The sequence below is a fragment of the Burkholderia sp. Cy-637 genome (assembly GCF_011753175.1).
Lineage (GTDB): Bacteria > Pseudomonadota > Gammaproteobacteria > Burkholderiales > Burkholderiaceae > Burkholderia > Burkholderia gladioli.
Genome location: NZ_VWWC01000024.1, coordinates 1 through 16,489 on the forward strand (window position 1 = coordinate 1; position 16,489 = coordinate 16,489).

Annotated in this window: 15 protein-coding genes; 5 read left to right on the forward strand and 10 right to left on the reverse strand. The window is 68.9% G+C overall.

The window, feature by feature from the left end:
• A partial coding sequence (locus tag F3J10_RS09690) for a cellulose synthase subunit BcsC-related outer membrane protein (RefSeq protein ID WP_205200230.1) occupies window positions 1-2,450 on the forward strand: 2,450 nt, incomplete at its 5' end.
• 15 nt (window positions 2,451-2,465) lie between these two features.
• Here the strand turns inward: F3J10_RS09690 and F3J10_RS09695 are convergent.
• On the reverse strand, window positions 2,466-3,413 hold the full coding sequence (locus F3J10_RS09695; RefSeq protein WP_025099174.1) for a LysR family transcriptional regulator: 948 nt from the start codon (window positions 3,411-3,413) through the stop codon (window positions 2,466-2,468).
• A gap of 126 nt (window positions 3,414-3,539) precedes the next feature.
• On the opposite strand from F3J10_RS09695, the gene F3J10_RS09700 reads away from it, so the two are divergent.
• Entirely contained in the window at window positions 3,540-4,754 is a 1,215-nt protein-coding gene (locus F3J10_RS09700) for an L-dopachrome tautomerase-related protein (protein WP_167241953.1), read from the forward strand.
• Between the two features lie 42 nt (window positions 4,755-4,796).
• Here F3J10_RS09700 and F3J10_RS09705 read toward each other — a convergent pair whose 3' ends face one another.
• From F3J10_RS09705 to F3J10_RS09740, 8 genes are all read right to left on the reverse strand, one after another.
• Window positions 4,797-6,032 (reverse strand): MFS transporter, encoded by a 1,236-nt coding sequence (locus F3J10_RS09705; protein WP_025099172.1) that lies wholly within the window; start codon window positions 6,030-6,032, stop codon window positions 4,797-4,799.
• Between the two features lie 345 nt (window positions 6,033-6,377).
• A complete protein-coding gene (locus F3J10_RS09710; RefSeq protein ID WP_166912686.1) occupies window positions 6,378-7,037 on the reverse strand; it encodes an FMN-binding negative transcriptional regulator in 660 nt (219 codons plus the stop codon).
• Between the two features lie 88 nt (window positions 7,038-7,125).
• Entirely contained in the window at window positions 7,126-7,995 is an 870-nt protein-coding gene (locus F3J10_RS09715; protein WP_166912687.1) for a TauD/TfdA family dioxygenase, read from the reverse strand.
• A gap of 25 nt (window positions 7,996-8,020) precedes the next feature.
• Window positions 8,021-9,055, reverse strand: coding sequence for a TauD/TfdA family dioxygenase (locus tag F3J10_RS09720; protein ID WP_166912688.1), 1,035 nt, complete (start codon window positions 9,053-9,055; stop codon window positions 8,021-8,023).
• Window positions 9,056-9,142: 87 nt separating this feature from the next.
• The gene (locus F3J10_RS09725) at window positions 9,143-9,703 is read right to left on the reverse strand and encodes an FcoT family thioesterase (RefSeq protein ID WP_166912689.1); all 561 of its coding nucleotides are present in this window, start codon (window positions 9,701-9,703) and stop codon (window positions 9,143-9,145) included.
• Between the two features lie 246 nt (window positions 9,704-9,949).
• The gene (locus F3J10_RS09730; RefSeq protein ID WP_166912690.1) at window positions 9,950-11,080 is read right to left on the reverse strand and encodes a branched-chain amino acid ABC transporter substrate-binding protein; all 1,131 of its coding nucleotides are present in this window, start codon (window positions 11,078-11,080) and stop codon (window positions 9,950-9,952) included.
• A 23-nt stretch (window positions 11,081-11,103) separates the two neighbouring features.
• On the reverse strand, window positions 11,104-12,207 hold the full coding sequence (locus tag F3J10_RS09735; protein ID WP_167241954.1) for an ornithine cyclodeaminase: 1,104 nt from the start codon (window positions 12,205-12,207) through the stop codon (window positions 11,104-11,106).
• 95 nt (window positions 12,208-12,302) lie between these two features.
• Complete coding sequence (locus F3J10_RS09740) at window positions 12,303-13,340, reverse strand: histone deacetylase family protein (protein WP_167241955.1); 1,038 nt, start codon at window positions 13,338-13,340, stop codon at window positions 12,303-12,305.
• 117 nt (window positions 13,341-13,457) lie between these two features.
• Between F3J10_RS09740 and F3J10_RS09745 the strand changes: the two genes are divergently transcribed.
• Both F3J10_RS09745 and F3J10_RS09750 read left to right on the forward strand, forming a co-directional pair.
• Complete coding sequence (locus tag F3J10_RS09745; RefSeq protein WP_017918479.1) at window positions 13,458-13,946, forward strand: Lrp/AsnC family transcriptional regulator; 489 nt, start codon at window positions 13,458-13,460, stop codon at window positions 13,944-13,946.
• 65 nt (window positions 13,947-14,011) lie between these two features.
• Window positions 14,012-14,569 carry an ureidoglycolate lyase gene (locus tag F3J10_RS09750; RefSeq protein WP_167241956.1) on the forward strand — a complete coding sequence of 186 codons (558 nt, stop codon included), beginning with the start codon at window positions 14,012-14,014 and terminating at the stop codon, window positions 14,567-14,569.
• A gap of 24 nt (window positions 14,570-14,593) precedes the next feature.
• Here the strand turns inward: F3J10_RS09750 and F3J10_RS09755 are convergent, their stop codons facing one another.
• Window positions 14,594-15,613, reverse strand: coding sequence for a catalase family peroxidase (locus F3J10_RS09755; RefSeq protein WP_167241957.1), 1,020 nt, complete (start codon window positions 15,611-15,613; stop codon window positions 14,594-14,596).
• Window positions 15,614-15,795: 182 nt separating this feature from the next.
• On the opposite strand from F3J10_RS09755, the gene F3J10_RS09760 reads away from it, so the two are divergent.
• Complete coding sequence (locus tag F3J10_RS09760; RefSeq protein ID WP_167241958.1) at window positions 15,796-16,440, forward strand: MarR family transcriptional regulator; 645 nt, start codon at window positions 15,796-15,798, stop codon at window positions 16,438-16,440.
• Window positions 16,441-16,489 lie beyond the last annotated feature (49 nt).

The window sequence follows — 16,489 nt, forward strand, 5'->3', positions numbered from 1 at the left end:
ACCGCGCCGAAGGCAAGCTGCCGCTGGCCGCGCAATACCTGAAGCGCTCGCTGGTGGCGAGCTCGACGCCGGTCGGCGCGCGCGCGGCGACCGTCACGCTGCCGGGCGGGCTGCCCGTGCCGCGCGGCTGGGAGGCGCTGAGCCGGCCGATCGGCGCGAATCCGCTGCCCGGCACCAATCCGTTCGAGGGCAAGACCGCCGTCGACGTGGCGCGCGACCCCGATGCGCCCAGCGGCAGCGCCGTGAATTTCTTCGCGCCGGCCGGCCCGGCGCTCCCCTCCTCGTTCAATCCTTCGTCATCCGTTCCGACCGTGCCTGCCTACCTGCCCCCGGCGCAACCCGCGCCCTACGTCGCGCCCGCCCCGGCGTCGCGCCCGCGCGCGAGCGTCGATACGGGCAGCGGTTATGGTCCCGACGGTTATGGCGGCGGCGAATCGGGCGGCCCGGCGCGGCCGCTGCAGCCCTATGCGCAGTACGCGCCCGAGGCACCGAACGCGGCGGCGGCGCCGGCTTATGCACAGGCAGGGTATGCGCAGCAACCGGCTTATGCACAGCCGCAGGGCTATTCGCAGCAAGCCTATGCGCAGCCGCAAGGCTATCCGCAGCAAGGCTATGCGCCGCAGCCGTATCCGCAGCAGGGATATGCCCCGCAGGGCTACGCGCAGCAGCAGCCGTATCCGCAGCAAGCCGGCTACGCGCCCCAGGCTTATCCGCAGCAGGGCTACGCGCCGCAAGGCTATGCCCAGCAGCCGCAGCAGGGCTATGCACCGCCGGCCCCGGCCTACACGCAGCAGCCCTACGGCACCACGCCCTGGCCGATGTCGCCGGCCGCGCAGGCGGCTTCGTCCGGTTATGCGCCCGGTTATGACGCCCCGGCCGCGCCGGCCCGCCCGCAGCCGGCACGACGCGGCACCGCGCGCAAGAACACCACGCGCGCCGCCGCGCAACCGGTCTACGCACAGCAGCAGCCCTATTACGGCCAGGCCCCGTATCCGCAGCAGCAAGCCTATGCGCCGCAGCCCTATGCACCGGGCGCCTATCCGCCACCGGCCTACCAGCCGCAGCCCTATACGCCGCAGCCGCCCTATCCGCAGCAGCAGGCAGGCGCCTACGCGGCACCCGCCTACATCCCGCCGCCGCCCGCCGGCTACGCGCAGCCCTACGCGGCGGCGGCCGTGGCCGCGAACGGCGCGGGCGGCGTGCCGCCGGCGGCAGCCAACCCGCAGACGCTCGGCGTAGCCGACGAACTCGCGGCGATCAACCGCGACGAGGCCAGCACCGTGTCGAGCGGCCTGGTGTTCCGCAATCGCGCCGGCGAGGAAGGCCTGTCGAGCCTGACCGACATCGAGGCGCCGATCGAAGGCCGCATCAAGGCCGGCAACGGCCACGTGGTGGTGACGGCGACGCCCGTCACGCTCGACGCCGGCTCGGCCACCAACGACGTGCAGACCCACGCGCGCTTCGGCGCGGGCCTGGCCAACAACCTCGCGCGCAGCGGCACCAGCTTCGGCTCGCAGACCGATACCGGCGTGGGCCTGTCGATCGGCTACGAGACGCCTTCGCTGAAGGCCAGCGTGGGCACCACGCCGGTCGGCTTCCGCTACCAGAACGTGATCGGCGACTTGCGCTACACCGGCCAGGCCAGCGACAAGGTCTCGTATTCGCTGGCGGTCACGCGCCAGGCGGTGACCGACAGCCTGGCCTCCTATGCCGGCGCGCACGACCTGAGTACGGGCCTGGACTGGGGCGGGGTGGTGAAGAGCGGCGCGCGCTCGGCGCTGGCCTGGGACGACGGCACCAACGGCCTCTACGTAAACGGCGAGCTGATGTACTACAACGGCCACCACGTGCGCAGCAACATCGAGGGCAAGGTGGGCGGCGGCTTCTACACGCGGCTCTACAAGGACGCGCAGCAGACGCTGACGGCCGGCATCAACGGCACCTGGATGAGCTTCGCGCGCAACCAGTCGTACTTCACCTACGGCCAGGGCGGCTACTTCAGCCCGCAGCAGTACGTGATCCTGAACATCCCGCTCGAATACGCGGGCCGCAACGGGCCCTTCTCCTACGATGTGAAGGGCTCGATCGGCATGCAGCACTATCGCCAGAACTCGGTGCCCTACTTCCCGCTCGACGCGGGCCTGCAGGGCAGCGCGGCGGCCAACATGAACGCGGCGGTGGCCAATTCGACCACCTCCCTGGTGCTCGACCAGAACGCGATCTACCCGGGCCAGAGCAAGACCGGCGTGGCCTACTCACTGTTCGCCAGCGGCGAGTACCAGCTCGCCCCGCAGCTCGCGGTAGGCGCGATGGCCTCCTACGGCAACGCCTACCAGTATCGCGAGTGGCTGGGGGCCGTCTACCTGCGCTACAGCTTCACCTCGCAGACGGGCACGCCGAGCTTCCCGCCCAGGACGCTCAAGTCGCCCTTCCTGGCCGACCTGCAATAAGGCGCGCGGCGGCGCTCAGGGCGCGCGCCGCGCCGGCTCCTGGTAGCCGACGTGGGCGCGCTGCGCCTCGGCCATCGGCGCGATGCGCTCGCGCAGCATCGCGTGCAGGTAGCGCACCGCGGGCGAGAACTGCCGGCGATGCGGGCAGACCAGGTTGAGCGGCGCGGGTTCGCCGGGCTGGTTCGGCACCAGCACCTCCAGGCGGCCGGCCCGCACGTCGTGATGCACGTCGAGCCAGGACTTGTAGGCCACGCCGAAGCCGTCGACGGCCCAGCGGCGCGCCAGGTCGGCGTCGTCGCAATGCAGGCCGCCGCCCACCGCCACCAGCCGCCGCCCCTCGCCCTCCGGAAACACCCAGCGGTCGTAGACGCGCCCGCCGCGCACGAACAGCAGGCAGCGATGCGCGCCCAGCTCGTCGAGCGAGGCGGGCCGGCCATGTCGCGCGAGATAGTCGGGCGAGGCCACCAGCACGCGCCGGTTGTGCTCGGCCAGCGGCAGCGCGACGAAGCTGCCGTGCTCGGCCACGCCGTAGCGCAGCGCCACGTCGACAGGATCGCGGAACACGTCGGCCAGCTCGTCCGACAGCGACAGCTTCAGCACCAGCCCCGGATGCGCCTCGCGAAACTCGCCGAGCCAGCGCGGCAGCACGTTGCGCCCGAGGTCGGACGGCGCCGAGATGCGCAGGCTGCCGCGCAGCACCTGGCGCTCGCCGTGCAGGCGGTCGCGGCCCTCGCTGAGCGTGGCGAGCACCTCCTGCGCATAGGGTAGGTACTGCTCGCCCTCGGCGGTCAGCTTCAGGCTGCGCGTCGAGCGCGCGAACAGGCGGATGTCGAGTTCGCGCTCGAGCCGCTGGATCGCCGCGCTGACCTGCCCCGGCAGCAGCCCGGCCTCGCGCGCCGCGTTCGAGAAGCTGCCCAGCGCCGCGGTGCGCACGAACAGGCCAAGGTCGTCGATCCGGATCATTTTCATTGCCACAGTGAAAGTGCTGCCCGATTTTCCCCGTTTTTGAGGAAAGCGGCACGACGGACAATGCGTTCCGTCTTGCTTCCCCGCTTCATGCATCCCTCGATTTCGACCCGGAGAATCCTCGTGCCAGCCATGCCTTCGACCTTCCCCCGCCTGCGCCACGTCCTGGGCGCCCTCGCATTCGCCTGCGCGACCGCGTTCGGCGCGCTGCCGGCCGCGGCGCTTGCGGCGACTCCCGCGCCGGCCGCCGCCTCGCTGGCCGTCGAGCGCAGCTACGGCGCGCTCGAGACGGTCGCCACCTTCCACGACGCGATGCCGACCGGCGTGACCGTCACCGAGACCGGCCGCATCTTCGTCAACTACCCGCGCTGGGGCGACGAGGTGCCGTTCACGGTCGGCGAGCTGAAGGACGGCAAGGTGCTGCCCTACCCCGACGCCGAGATCAATCGCGCCGATCCGCATCGCCCCGCCGACAGCTTCCTCAGCGTGCAGAGCGTGGTGGCCGACGGCCAGGGCCGGCTGTGGGTGCTCGACACGGCCGCGCCGAATTTCGCCAACCCGCTGGCCGGCGGCGCGAAGCTGGTCGCGATCGACCTGAAGACCAATCGCATCGCGAAGACCATCGTGTTCCCGGCCGAGGTGATGCGCGCGCGCACCTACGTGAACGACGTGCGCTTCGACTTCCGCGTCGGCCGTGCGGGGGTGGCCTATGTGACGGATTCCTCGTTGAGCGGCACGGGCGGCATCATCGTGGTCGATCTCGCCAGCGGCAGCGCGCTGCGCCGTCTCACGGGCGACCCTTCGACCTCGGCCGATCCGACATTCTCGCCGGTGTTCGACGGCGAGACCATAAAGCTGCGCCAGGCCGACGGCAGCAGCACGCCGCTGGCGATCGCCTCGGACGGCATCGCCCTGTCGCCCGACGGCAAGACGCTCTACTACTGCGCGCTGTCGAGCCGGCGCCTGTACGCGGTGCCCACTGCGCTGCTGCGCGATCCCGCGACGAGCGAGGCGCAGGTCGCGGCGGCGGTGGTCGATCTCGGGGAAAAGGGTGCCTCGGACGGGCTGGCCGTCGATGCGAACGGTGTGATCTACGCGGGCGACTACGAGCACGATTCGATCCGCAAGCTCGCGCCCGGCGGCGAGTGGACCACCATCGTGCACGACCCGCGCGTGCTGTGGCCCGACACGCTGTCGGTCGGCCCGGACGGCTACCTGTACTTCACGGCCAACCAGCTGGCGCGGCAGCCCGGCTTCCATGGCGGCCAGGACCAGCGGCAGAAGCCCTACGTGCTGTTGCGCACGCGCATCGGCGCGGGGCCGGCGCCGACGCGCTGAAGCCCGCGCGAGGGGCGCGCCGCGGCCGGCGCGCCCCTTGTCTCACATCGGCGGGGCCGGATGATGCTCGGGATGCCGGCGCATGTCGACCACCGCCCAGTGATGCACGGCCAGCCCGCAGATCGCCAGCAGCGCGCCGACCCAGCCCGTCGAGGACCAGCCCATGCCGGCGTCGATGGCGAGGCCGCCGAGCCAGGCGCCCAGCGCGTTGGCGATATTGAAGGCCGAATGGTTGAGCGCGGCGGCCAGCGTCTGCGCGTCGCCGGCCACGTCCATCAGGCGCGTCTGCAGGATCGCGCCGAGCGCCATCACGGTGCCCACCAGCAGCACGTTGATCGAGCCCGCCACCGCGTAGTGCGCGGTGAACCAGAACGCGCCGGTGACCAGCACGGTCCAGACCAGCACGTAGCGCGCGGTGCGATCGAGCGCGCGATCGGCGAAGCGCGCGCCGAGCAGGTTGCCGGCCACGGTGCCGATCCCGAACAGCGCCAGCACGATCGGCACGGCGGCCACCGGCAGGTGGGCGAGCTCGGTCATGGTGGGCTTGACGTAGCTGAACACCGAGAACAGCCCGCCGAAGCCGATCGCGCCGGTGGCGAGCGTGAGCAGCACCTGCTTGCGCCGCAGCGCGCCCAGCTCGCGCAGCGGGTTGGCGGCCGCGTCGCCGGGCATGAAGGGCACCCAGCAGCGCACCAGCACGGCGGTCAGCGCGCCGATCGCGCCGACGATCGCGAAGGCTGCGCGCCAGCCCAGCCATTCGCCGATCGCCGCCACCAACGGCACGCCGAGCAGGGTCGCGATGGTCAGCCCGAGGAACACGCTGGCCACCGCCTGCGCGCGCTTCTCGCGCGGCACCAGCCCGGCCGCCACCAGCGCCGCGACGCCGAAATAGGTGCCGTGCGGCAGCCCGCTCAGGAAGCGCGCCGCGGCCACGCCGGCGAAACCCGGCACGATCGCGCTGGCGAGATTGCCGAGCGCGAAGAACAGCATCAGCGCGATCAGCAGCGAGCGGCGCGGCCAGCGCGCGCCGAGCACGGCGAACACCGGCGCGCCGATCACCACGCCGAGCGCGTAGATGCTGATCAGGTAGCCGGCGCTCGGGATCGACACGCCCAGGTCGCTGGCCGCGTTGGGCAGCAGGCCCATGATCACGAATTCGCCGGTACCGATACCAAAACCGCCCACGCCGAGCGCGAACAGGGCGCGACGCGTGTGCCGCGGGGAAAGCTCGGCGGAAACGGAAATGACGTCGCCGGCGACGTCGGAACTGCCAGACATAGGGAATCCAGGACTGAAACTCGGGGTTGAAGAAGGACGCGCGGGCGGGACGGACACGCCGGGGCGCAGCGATGCGCGAGGTCGGCACTGTACACGAGGCGGGTGAGATCCGCGTGTCAGGCGGCCGGGCTCGAAGGGAGGACACGCATCAGGTGCCGGGGCTCGCGGCGGCTGCACCTTGCCGGTGCAGCGACGGCGGCAGTGCGCTCCCGACGTTTGGTCATCGAGCGTCACACTCTGCCAGCGGCGTGGCGGGGAAGGAAATGCTTTTTATCGATGGATCAATCTGTGGGATCGATCAATCGATGCAAGGCAGGCCGCCCCAAAGGCGGCCCGCGCTCCGGCTCAGCTCAACACCACCGGCTCGCCTTGCGGCGGCTGCTCGGCCATGATGCCGGCCACCGCCCGGCCCGCCGCCGACCCGGCCTCGCGCAGCCCGACCATGGCGCCGGCATGGTCCTGCAGCGAGGCGTACTGGCTCATCTTGCGCTTGCACTCGATGCGCTCGACATGCAGGTCGAAGCCGACGATGTGCTTGAGCATGGTATCGACATGATCGGGCGGCGCCTGCTCGACCGACCAGGGCTGCGCGCGCCCGGCTTCCTGCAGCTCGGTCATGCGCGTGATCACGTCGAGCACGCGCTCGCGATCCTCGTAGAACTCGAGCCGGCCATAGGCATGCACGGCCAGGTAGTTCCAGGTCGGCACCACGCGCCCGGTGGTGGCCGCGCTGGGATACCAGCTCGGCGAGATGTAGCTGTGCGGCCCGAGGAACACCGCCAGCGCCTGGCTGCTACCGGTATGGCGCCGCCATTGCGCGTTGTTGCGCGATACGTGTCCGCGCAGCGTGCCGTGCCCGGTCGGGCCGGGCGCGAGGAACAGCGGCACGTGGTTGGCATCGATGCCGTCGGCCTCGACGGTCACCAGGGTCGCGAGCCCGACTTCGCGGATCGTCGCGTGGATGGTGTCGAGATTGCGTTCTTCGAAAAGCGGAGGGAGGTACATGGCGATTCCATGGCAAACCGTTCTCGGAAAGCGGCGCGCGCCAGGCGGGCGCGCGCCGCGCTTCAGGTGCGATGCGATGACCGCCGCCTCAGGCGGCGGCGAGCCCCGGGTAGAACGCCAGGCCGTCGTAGACGCCGATCCGGTAGCTCACGCTGCTCTCGCCCTTCGGCGTCTCGGAAGCCTGGTGGATCAGCGTGCGGTTGTCCCACACCAGCATGTCGCCATGGCTCCAGAAGTGCTCGTGGATATGTTCCGGCTGCTCCACGAAGGCGAACAACTGCTCCAGCGCGTCGCGGCCTTCCTCGTGCGACATGCCCTCGAGCCCGGTGGTGAAACCGCGGCTGACGTAGAGCGCCTTCGCGCCCGTCACCGGATGCGTGATGACGGCCGGGTGGCGCACCGGCGGGGCGAGCCTGGACTTCTCCTCCAGGATGTCGATCACGGCGCGGTCGATGTCCTCGGCCTGGATCTTGTAGCGCCACTTGCCCTCGTGGATCGCGTCGCGTGCGTCGACCAGCGAACGCAGATGCGCCGGCAGCGCCTCGTAGACGCGCACCATGTCGATGTACTTGGTCGCGCGGATGCCCTTGGCCAGCACCTGCGGCAGCAGCGTGGTCAGCGGCAGCGGATCGGTCAGGAACTGGCAGTCGGTGTGCCAGTAGCGGCCGGTGCCGGCCACGCCGACCTTCTTGCCGTCCTCGGGCACGTTCGAGGACACGAAGATTTCCGGAAACTCGGGATGATGGTAGTTGCTCTGCAGGTAGACCTGCGGACGGCCGAGCGCGCGCGTGAAATCGACGTATTGCTGCTTGTCGAGATGCTGGCCGCGCAGGATCACGAGCTTGTGGCGATAGACGAGCTCGCGCAGGGTCTGGATGTCCTGGGCCGAAGGGGCGACGCCGTTGAAATCGTCGACCACGGCGCCGATTCGCTGCTCGGCGGGATGCTGGATTTGCATGAGGGGATGGATCTCGTGAAAGGGATCAGAGGGAATGGCTGCCGTCGCTCAACTGCTGCGCCGTCATCGGCGCGCGGAACGAGGCGAGGATCGAGCGCTTGCCCGAGAACACGCGCCGCCCGTGCGAGGCCAGCATGTTGTCGATGTAGACGATGTCCGAGGGCTGCCACTCCACCGCGAACTCCTGCTCCTCGTAGGCGCGCAGCACGGTGCGGATGTCCTCGTCGTCGAACGGCTTCCCGTCGCCGAAGTGCGAGTTCTGCCACATCTCGTCCTCGTCGCTGGGGTCGGCCGCGTCGGGGAAGGCGCGCTTGAGCACGTCGCGCCAGTAGACGGGATGCCAGAGCGCCAGCGTATTGAAGAACACCTCGTCGCCCGTCAGCGGATGGCGCCGGATCGCCGGCGTGTGCTGGCGCAGCTGCAGGTGATCGTCGGCCAGCCAGGTCGCGCGGATGCCGCGCTCGGCGCAGAACGCCTCGATCTCGCCATGATCGGTGGTGCCGAAGGTCTGCTCGATCGACTTCACCGGGCCACGCGGCGAGATATTGCGCGTGTACTGCACGCCGGTTTCGGCGAGCCGCGTGCGCAGCGCCGCGGGCAGGCTCTTCAGCAGGCGGCGCGCGTCGCAGATGGTGGTCTGGCCGCGATCCTCGGGCTGCTGCTCGCAGAAGAACAGCACGCGCATCGGCCAGTAGCCGCCGTAGGACATCTCGTTGTGCGAGGCGAGGCTGGCCTCGGGCGGCAGGTCGGTCGAGGTGAACACTTCCTCGGCCACGATGCGGCGCGGCCCGATGCCGCCCTTGTAGTCGATCGCCTTCGGCTCCAGCACGCGGGACACCTCGCTGAACGAATCGCGGTCGCATTGCAGGCCGCGGATCAGCACGGCGCCGTATTTCAGCAGGTTCTCGCGCAGGAAATCGCGATGCTGCCGCGCCCAGTCGGCAGGTGTTCCCGTGCCGGCCTCGGCCCGCACCATCATCATGAAATCGTGCTCGGGGCGCAGGATCTCCGTCTCGAGCGCGGCCGCCGACGCGGCGGCATCGCTTGCATGGGTCAACATATTTGCAGTCCTGATTGATAGGCTTCGCATCGCCGCCCTCGGCAAGGCGAGTCGCGAACGTGGAAGCGCGGGGAAAAGTGTCGGCGCTCAGTCGCGCGCGACGGCGAAGGTCACGTTGCCGTAGAACGACTTGTCGTCGACCTGGGAAAAGGAAAAATCGCAATCGAAGAAAATCAAGCCCATTTTCGACGAAATCTTCCGAATCCGGAATTGACCGAAGAAACCGGCGCCATCGATCGCCTTGCGGAATTTGGTGGACAACGACACGATAAACATATTGGCCAGTTGATTCGGGCCGAAATCCTCGAAGGCGAAATCTCCGACATCCGCCCAGAACGGATGCGAATCGCGCCGATTGAGAAAATCGGCAAATGTCACATAGGCGATCTGGTTCAGGCAGATATTCGCCTCGACCGCGTTGAAATGGCCGGTGGAATCGATATAGAACGATTCGCCGATCGAGAACTTCCCGCTCGTCGTGATGCTGCCCAGGGTCTTGTGGGACCAGGCCTGCTTCAGATACCGGCAATCCGGAAAATAGACCGACAACACTGAATCCATCAAGGAAAGCGGAATCAGCTGCAAATACTCATCAGCCACACCTGGAATACCGATTTCGCTTTCCTGCGAAATCGTCGTGCTCGACATGGGTACCTCCTTATCGGGATGAACGACGGATAGTTTCATATGCAACTGTTCCGAAGTTTAATCGTCGTTGATTTTGTTAGCGGATCCCGGATATGAAAAACCGCATAAAATTATGAACGACATCCCATTGTCGTCGAATCCTGTTACGCACAATTCCCAGGCAGTCCCGGATGTGACTCGCGGTACACAAATGAAAAAAGCGGCGCGAAATTCGCGCCGCCCGGATTGGCTCGTCACCGAAAAGACCTACAGCTTCACCACGTCGAGCAGCACCTTCCTGCCGTCGCGATAGGTGAACATCGAGATCGCGCCGTGCCTGAGATCGCCCTGCGCGGTGAAGCTGGTCTCGCCGATCACGCCGTGATAGTCGGTGGCCGGCATCGCCGCCAGCACCTTGGCGGGATCGGTCGAGTTGGCGCGCTTCATGGCGGCGACGATGATCTGCACGGCGTCGTACGAGAACGGTGCATACACCTGCATCGGCTGGTGATAGCGCGCCTCGTACTTGCGCGCGAACTCGGCGCCGCCCGGCATCTTCTCCAGCGCCATGCCGGCCACCGAGCAGACGATGTTGTCGGCCGCCGGCCCGGCCAGCTTGATCACGTCGGTCGAGCACACGCCGTCGCCGCTCAGGATCTTGCCGCGCAGGCCGAGCTGGCGAGCCTGGCGCGTGAACGGCCCGCCCGTCGCGTCCATCCCGCCGTACATCACGGCATCGGGATTCTCGCCCTTGATGCGGGTGAGGATCGCGCGGAAGTCGACGGCCTTGTCGTTGGTCGCGTCGCGCGAGAGCACCTTGATGCCGGCCGCCTGCGCGGCCTTCGCGAACGAATCGGCGAGGCCCTGGCCGTAGGCGGTCGCGTCGTCGACGATCGCCACCGTCTTCACGCCCATCGCCCTGGCCGCGTAGCTGGCGATCGCCGGCCCCTGCTGCGCGTCGGTGGCCACCACCCGGTAGGTGGTGCTGAAACCCTGCTGCGTGTAGCTGGGATTGGTGGCGGCCTGCGAGATCTGCACCACGCCGGCTTCCTTGTAGATGCGCGAGGCGGGGATCGAAGTGCCCGAGTTCAGGTGGCCGACCACGCCGACCACCTTGTCGTCGGCGAGCTTCTGCGCGACCTGGGTGGCAGTGCGCGGATCGCCCGCGTCGTCCTGCGCATCGAGCTGCAGCGTCACGCGCCGGCCCGCGATGATGAGGCCGCTCGCGTTGATCTCGTCGATCGCGAGCCGCGCGCCGTTCTCGCTGTCCTTGCCGAGGTGGGCCATGCCGCCCGTGAGCGGCGCGACGTGGCCGATCCTCGCCACGTCGTCGGCCTGGGCGGCGCCGGCCGCGCACGACAGGGCCGCGACGGCCAGGGTGGTTCTCAGGTATGGCATCTTGCTGTCTCCCATCGGGCTGGTCATTGTCGGGTGATCGCTTCGGCGCGCGCCGCCGGCGCCGTCCAGTTCGCGGCATGGCGCTCGCGCGCGACGTCGCCGGCCTGTATCGATGCCGTCGCGTGGCCATACAGATCCTTCGGATCGCGCAGGGCCGGCACCAGCTCGAGATCGGTGCCGATGCCGCGCTCGCGCGTGGCCGCGTGCAGGTAGCGCAACGCCGAGAAATCCTCCAGCGCGAAGCCGACCGAATCGAACACCGTCACCTGCGCCTCGGATTCGCGCCCTTTCTGCTCGCCGGACACGATGCGATGGAACTCGATCACCGGAAAGTCGGCCTCGAGCCGCTGGATGTCGCCTTCGATGCGCGTCTGCGGCTCGTACTCGACCACCACGCGCGCGCGGCGCAGCAGCTCGGGATCGAGCTCGGTCTTGCCGGGGCAATCGCCGCCGACCGCGTTGACGTGCATGCCGGCCTCGATCATGTCGGCGCTCAGGATGGTGGCGTTGGTCTTGTCGGCGGTCACGGTGGTGACGATGTCGGCGCCGCGCACGGCCTCGGCGGTCGAGCCGCAGCGCACGATGCGCAGGCGCCGGAACGGCGCGAGGTTCGCGACCAGCTTGTCGGTGGCGGCCGCGTCGACATCGAACACGCGCAGCTCCTCGATGCCGAGCAGCTCGTGGAAGGCGATCGCCTGGAATTCGGCCTGCGCGCCGTTGCCGACCAGCGCCATCGACACCGAATCGGGCCGCGCCAGGAAGCGCGCGAACAGCGCCGAGGTGGCGGCGGTGCGCACCGCCGTGGTCAGCGTCATCTCGCTCAACAGCAGCGGATAACCGGTGGCGACCTCGGCCAGCACGCCGAAGGCCATCACGGTCGGCAGCTCGGCGCGTGTGTTCCCCGGATGGCCGTTCACGTACTTGAACGAGTAGTGGCGCGCGTCGGCGGTCGGCATCAGCTCGATCACGCCCTCGCTCGAATGGCTGGCGAGCCGCGCGGTCTTCTCGAAGCTGTGCCAGCGGCGGTAGTCCTGCTCGATATAGCTGGCCATCGAGCCCAGCACGCGCGCGATGCCCGCGTCCTGGATCAGTGCTGCAACATCGGCGACGTCGAGATATCGCGTCATGGTTCCTGCTCCTCCTGGTTGGCGGCTGCCGGGGCGCGCCCGCGCGAGCGGCGCGCGCTTCATGGGGCGGGCCCGCGTTCCGGGCCCGGGGCGCGTCAGGCGCGCGCCTCGAAACCCAGCAGCACGTTGACGGCGTTGATGCCGATTTCGTCGACCATGTAGCCGCCTTCCATCACGAACAGGGTCGGGATGCCGAGGCGCGCGATGATCCCGCCCACGCGCGGATAGTCGGCGCTGCGCAGGCGGAAATGGCTGATCGGGTCGTGTTCGAAGGTGTCCACGCCGAGCGACACCACCAGCAGCTCGGGCGCGTGCCGCGCGATTCGCTCGCCGGCCTGTTGCAGCGCCGTCGCGAAGCCGTCGATGGCGGTGCCCCTGGGCAGCGGCAGGTTCAGGTTGAAGCCCTCGCCGGCGCCGCTGCCGCGCTCGTCGGCGTAGCCCGAGAAGTACGGGAAGGACACCGAAGGGTCGCCGTGGATCGAGGCGAACAGCACGTCGTCGCGGGCGTAGAAGATGTCCTGCGTGCCGTTGCCGTGATGGAAATCGACATCGAGGATCGCCACGCGTTTCGCGCCGCGCGTGATGGCGCGTTGCGCGGCGATCGCCGCGTTGTTGAGGTAGCAGTAGCCGCCCATGGTTTCGTGGCCGGCATGATGGCCGGGCGGGCGGCACAGCGCGAAGGCCGAGCGCGCGCCTTCGCCGTCGAGCAGCGTGTCGACGCCGGTCAGCGCGCTGTTCGCGCTGGAGCGGACGGCCTCCCAGGTGCCGGCGTTGATGGGCGAGCCGGCATCGACCGAGAAGAAGCCGAGCTGGCCGTCGATGAAGGCCGGCATGCGCGCCGAGGGCAGGCCGCGCACCGGCCACACCAGCGGCAGGGCCTGGCAGTCGCGGCCGGTGGCGAGCCAGTCGCGCCAGGCGCGGGACAGGAAATCGACGTAGCGCGCGCTGTGGGCGCCCACGTAGCTCGACGGATCGTAGTCGCGCGGCGCGATCACGTCGCCGAGCGAGGTGGCGTTGACGCGCGCCAGCACCGTCTCGGCGCGCAGGGGTTTCTCGAAGGATTCGGTGATCGCGCCGTCCTTCAGTTCGACGCCGCGGTGCAGGCCGTGGGCGCTGCTGTAGATGGTGAGCATGGAGGCAACCGGGTGAAAAGGCTGCGAAACAGTCTACGCATCCGGCACCGCAATGATTTTGCTTTCGCTTGCGCGTAAGTCTACACTTCTGGAAAAAACGCCTACCTATCGACCACCATGAGCACAAATCGCCCAAAAACCGAAATGGATGCCGTCGATCGTTCCATGCTGCGTCTGCTGCAGGACGACGGCGCGCTGTCGAACGCCGCGCTCGGCGAGCAACTCGCGCTGAGCGTCACGCCTTGCTGGCGGCGCCGCAAGCTGCTGGAGGACCAGGGCGTGATCACCGGCTACCAGGCCAATATCGATCGCCGCGCGGTCGGCCTGAACCTGCTGGCCTTCGTGCACGTGCGCTTCCACATTCACTCGGACAACACCGCCGACGATTTCGAGGCGGTGATCCGCAGCCGGCCCGAGGTGCTGTCCTGCCACAAGATCACCGGCGATGCCGACTACCTGCTGCAGGTGGTGGCGGCCGACCTGGATGCCTATGGCGAGTTCGTCGAGCGCGTGCTGCGCCGCCAGGCCGGCATCGCCTCGATCCAGTCGAGCCTGGCGCTGCGCGAGGTGAAGTTCTCGTCGCGGTTGCCGATTCCGGAGGCTTGAGGGGCGCGTCGTCAACCCCGGGCTTCGCGCGAACTCACCCCTTCCTTTCGATCCTGAACCCTTCCATGCCCAGCTCCGCCGCCCAGCCGCGCCCGATCCACGTCGAAACGCTCGACGCCGCCCGCTTCGAACCCTATGGCTGGAAACTCGGCAAGCCGGTGCGCGCGAACGGCGACGCGCCGGCCTTCCTGAGCCCGGCTTCCGATTTCTGGCGCGAGCATCTGTTCGATGCCGGCGCCGGCGGCCAGCCCGAGATCCTGTGGGTGAGCTATCGCAACCGCGAGATGCGGATCGCCTCGCTGGAACTGCATCGCGTGACGCAGCAGGCGATCGTGCCGCTCACCGCCCCCGTGGTGCACGTGGTGGCGCGCTCCGACGCGAGCGGCGCGCCCGATCCGGCCACCCTGCGCGCCTTCGAGATCCCGATCGGCGAAGGCGTCTGCATGGCGCCCGGCACCTGGCACGCCACGCGCGTGCGCGATCGCGAGGCGAGCTGCCTGATGCTGACGCGCGCCTCCACCACGCTCGACCTGATCGCGCATCTGAGCGCCGGGCAGCCGGCCGCCGAAAGCGAGATTCGCGCGATCGAGCCGCTGCTCGTCACGCCGCCGCTGCCGGGCTGAAGCCCGGCCGCCGAGCGCGGCGCCTTACTTCTGGCGCCACGCGAACGACACCGGGTACGCGGCGGAACGCGCCGTGATCATCGGGTCGGCCGGCTCGATGCCGGCCGGCAAGGCCGCCGGCAGGAACAGCAGGCGCTTCTGCGCGGCCACGTTGTCCTCGTCGAGCTTGTCGATGGTGATGGTGCCGAGCTCGACGCGGCGTCGCGTATCGGGCCAGGCGATCGACGGATCGTCGAGCTTGTCGCCGGCCTGCGCGAGCTGCAGCATCAGCCGGAAGCGCAGCGGCCCCTGCTTCACGCGCTCGGCGATCTCCTTCTGCAGGTAATCCGGCGCGGCCTTCGCGGTCTGCGCGTCGTCCAGGTAATGCGCGCCCGCCACCGGCACGAACTGGTAACGCCCGTAGGTGATCTTGCCCGCCGCATTGGTGAACTTGAAGGTGTTCACGCCGTAATAAGGCAGGCTCGCGTAGCTGACCGGCGCCGGCTTCGGCGCGGTGAGGAAGGCCTTCGCCACCGGGTGATCGGCCAGGTAGGCATCGAGCTGCGTCGGCTTCGGCGCATCGGGGCCGCTCTTGCCGAGCGCGATCAGCAAGTCGCGGAAGTCGTCGGCGGTCCGCGAAGGAAAGCCGTTGAAGGAATGCGCGACGATGTCACTCGCGCTGCCGTCGGGCAGCAGGAACTTGATCGCGAAACCGCGCGGCGACGCCAGCGCATGATTGTCGGGAATATCGGGAATCCCGGCGAAATTCGAAAAACGCACCACCACCGGCACGCTTGCCTTCTGCAGGTGCGGCGCCTTGCTGATCGCATGCGCGCCGGGCGCCGGCGTGAAGGTCCCCTCCAACACGATGCCCTTGGCATGCACGGCGCGCGCGCCGGCATGCTTGCCGAACACGCCGTTCAGCGCGTCGACCAGCTGGGTGGGCGTCGAACCTTCGCGAGGCTCGGCGGACGAGGCCGGCACCTGCGCGGCGGCGGTGCCGGCCAGCCAGGACAGGGTGGCGGCGAGGCAGGCCGCGCGCAGCAGGGAATTCGGGCGTTTCATGACGGGAGCTCCTTGGGGACCGTTCGATGGGTGAGGGGTGAAGCCGGTGCCGCTCGACGAGATGAGCAGCGGCGCCAGCTTACCGTCTAATACCAATAACAACAACTACAATTGTCATTATTATCGGAGCACGGCCGGAGCACCCGTTCTATAATTCGCCGCTTGAGATTCAGGACGCCAGCGTGACGACCAAGAACGACATCCTCAGTGCCCTCCAGCGCGAACCGCTGACGGTGGTGCAGCTTTGCGAGCGCCTCGGGCTCACGCGCAATGCCATCAACGTGCAGTTGAAGCAGCTGGAAGCGGAAGGTCGCGTACGGCGCCGCAAGGTGCTGCAGACCGGCCTGCCCGGCAAGCCGGCCGCGCTGTTCGAGGCCGCGCCGGGCAGCGAGGACAGCGCCTCGAGCGCCTATCGCGTGTTCCTGCTGGGGCTGCTCGGCGTGCTGGGCGAGCGCCTGTCGGGCAAGGAGCTGGAAAGCCTGATGGAAGAAACCGGCCGGCGGCTGGCGCGCGAGGGCGGCCTCGCGCCGGGCGCCGATTTCGCGGCCGACCTGGCGCGCGCGATGGGCGCGGCCGATTCGCTCGGCGCCAGCACCGAGGCGGTGCCGGTCGAGGACGGCGTGATGGTGCGCAACTACAGTTGCCCGCTGGGCGGCGCGACGCGCAGTGAGCCCTGCGTCTGCAAGGCGCTGGCCGCCTTCTTCTCGGAGGCGACCGGCAACCCGGTGACGGAATGCTGCCTGCGCGAGGATCGGCTGATCTGCCAGTACCTGGTGCAGGTCAAGCCGGAACGTAAGTCGGCCGCGAGGCGCAAGCGCGGCGCCTGAAGCACCTCCGGCACGCGACGGATAAAGCACAGGCCGCTGCCGTTCCGAT